The 2,494-nt window shown below is 41.8% G+C and carries 2 protein-coding genes and 1 pseudogene; 2 read left to right on the top strand and 1 reads right to left on the bottom strand.

Annotation, left to right across the window (positions count from 1 at the left end):
- Positions 1-228: pseudogene (locus LC574_RS35410) on the top strand (hypothetical protein); the annotation flags it as partial.
- 254 nt (positions 229-482) lie between these two features.
- Here the strand turns inward: LC574_RS35410 and LC574_RS35405 are convergent.
- Positions 483-1,775 (bottom strand): glycosyltransferase, encoded by a 1,293-nt coding sequence (locus tag LC574_RS35405; protein WP_229458295.1) that lies wholly within the window; start codon positions 1,773-1,775, stop codon positions 483-485.
- Between the two features lie 55 nt (positions 1,776-1,830).
- On the opposite strand from LC574_RS35405, the gene LC574_RS35400 reads away from it, so the two are divergent.
- On the top strand, positions 1,831-2,016 hold the full coding sequence (locus LC574_RS35400) for a hypothetical protein (RefSeq protein ID WP_229458294.1): 186 nt from the start codon (positions 1,831-1,833) through the stop codon (positions 2,014-2,016).
- The last annotated feature ends 478 nt before the right edge of the window (positions 2,017-2,494 follow it).

The following is a 2,494-nucleotide window of genomic DNA, read 5'->3' as shown; positions in this document are numbered from 1 at the left end:
ATAGACATGGAAAGAGAAATTAAAGATTCAGATGGAATTACATGGACTTGTATTCAAGCATTTTCAGGTCTTTCTGATATCTCAAAAGCTGAAGATATCGGCAGTTCAGTTGAAGAAGTTCGCAAAGGTGTTGTTAAGGGGACTCAGCGAGGAATTGAAAATATCAAGGGTAATACCCAGAATGCAGCCGAAGATGCAGGCAATGCAGTGAAGAGAGCAGTTGATTAAAATTAGTTCTTCAATCTCCTGCAAAAATATGAAAGCGCCCACAGAGCTTTAGTCTGGGGTTATCTAAAACAAAGCCTGCATAAGCAGGCTTTGTTTGATGTCGGCTTGATTGCTTATTAAACCGGAAGAACCCCACCCCGCCAAAGCTATGCTTTGTCTCCCCTCCCCGCAAGCGAGGAGGGGATTAAGGGGAGCCAGTGCGAGTCTACGATCGCACCCTTGAACTAACAGGCTTTGTCAAACTTAAGCGATCGCTAATTAACGTGAGTTCGATGAACCTCTCCCTGACTGGATGATTTGCTCCTCGTGCCTTCTTCAACGATTTGGTAAAGTTTCTCTTCAAATTTTTGCATACATGCCGACCAATCAAAGTCGAGTATGGAGGGACGAGCGTTCCGAGTCATATCTGCTTTCAAATCGGGATTTTCTAATATCGCAATCACCCTTTGGGCAAAGTCTGTGGGGTTGTTGGGTTGGGCAAGAAAGCCGTTACGACCAGGAGATACCTGTTCTGAGGTTGAGGGTGCAATAACTGCAACCAGAGGGGTTCCAGACGCTAGCGCTTCGTTATTTGTAGTGCAGAAGTTTTCCGTAATGGAGGGATTGACAAAGACATCCGCTCTAGCAAACCAACCTAAAAGTTCTGTTCCGTGAGACTCGCCCCATACAGTAATACCCGATCCAAATTTTTCGGCACGCTGACGAATTTCCTCATCTAGTGGGCCACTACCAACAATCACCAGATGAACATCAGGAATTTTGGCAGCGATGAGCGGAAATATATCAAGTAGTTGGTTGACATTCTTTTCCGGGGTGATGCGTCCGACAAACAAGAGAGTTGGTCGGTTGTCGTTAGGAATAGGGTTATAACAAATGTTTCGCGGGTGAAATTTTTCGCAATCGATGCCTTGATAAGGGACGTATTCGGCACGTTGGCATTTCAGTTCTTCGTATTTAGTGAGTTGTTCTTTAGAAGAAAAGTAATTGAAGTCATAAGACTCACTAAATTGCTTAACTAAAGCAGGAATGATCGGACGAACCAAGTTAAAGAATTTATCCCCAAAGTAATATTTGATATATGCAACAATATCTGTGTGGAAGAGTGATATTGTTGGTGTGCCTGTTCGTCTTGCGTATTGCGTGCCAATCGGGCGACCATAACCTTGCAAGAAAAATGAGTATAAACCTCTCATTTGCGCGGCTTCTTCAACTATGATAATATCGGGCTGGAATTTCTCCAGCAACTTGGTATCGCTCCAATGTCGATAGTTCAACGGTTGAGGCAGAGACTTGTAAAATAGCAGTGGTTGTGTGGGGAATGCGTAAGCAGAGAAGTTGGGGAAAGACTGAATTTCATTTAAACTTGGCATGGGGCGATCGCCAACATTTTTGGGATAGCGATCGTTGATTTGCGGATGGATTAGAAAAACCTCATGTCCCTGCTCTAACAACCAACGAACCCGTTGGTGGACTGCTACGGAAACTCCAGTTAAGAAAGGAGCGTACAATCCTGTAAACAGTGCAATGCGAAGTGATTTCTTAGTCATAAAAAAGGAATATTTCACGAAAATGCTGGTTTTGAATTTAGAATTTACGCAGAAAATGCTTCATGAACATCCTGATTATTTGGCTCAGAAATTCCCACTAATATCATGTCCGGTTATACCAATTCTGTATGAAGATGCACAGAATATTAAACGAACCGCCCTTCGGGTTCACCAGTCGCTTACGGTGGGAAACCCGCCTACAGCGCTGGTTCACCAAGTACGCCAAGAGCGCCAAGAGTAGAGAGTTACTCATTTAGTGCAGCTTCACATTAAATTGGTATTAAACAGTTGTCATTGCGAACGGAGTGAAGCAATCGCTCCAGACGTTGTGATTGCTTCGTTTCACTTCGTTCCACTCGCAATGACATATCACAAGTAATTTATCGGACATGATATAATACAGTTAGACTAAGGATTTACGCATTTTCAAATAGCCGAAATTGTCGATTGTGAAGAGGATGTTTATAAACCTGAATTAGAAACTATCAAAACCTCCAAAATACTAAGTCGAAATTCCCCTGAATATATTTGCCTAACCCCTTGCTATTAATGCAAATACATTTTGTTAATTAACAAGCAAAAACGTGTATTCTAACAAAGGTTATAACTAATATAGTTCTACTAAATATAAGATTATATAATTTGAAGACTAGGGAATGTTTAGTGTAATAACTTTCATGCCCTAGTTCATATTTAGCGATTTAGTTCAAAGAGAAACC

Origin of the sequence: Nostoc sp. CHAB 5715, assembly GCF_020829685.1 — a bacterium.
Lineage (GTDB): Bacteria > Cyanobacteriota > Cyanobacteriia > Cyanobacteriales > Nostocaceae > Nostoc.
Note: the sequence above shows the minus strand (reverse complement) of the source record. Positions and strands in the feature narration are given on the sequence as shown.

Bases quoted from the DNA above. Each gene is read 5' to 3' on its own strand.
- LC574_RS35405 (WP_229458295.1), bottom strand. From the start codon at position 1,775: ATGACTAAGAAATCACTTCGCATTGCACTGTTTACAGGATTGTACGCT.
- LC574_RS35400 (WP_229458294.1), top strand. From the start codon at position 1,831: ATGCTTCATGAACATCCTGATTATTTGGCTCAGAAATTCCCACTAATA.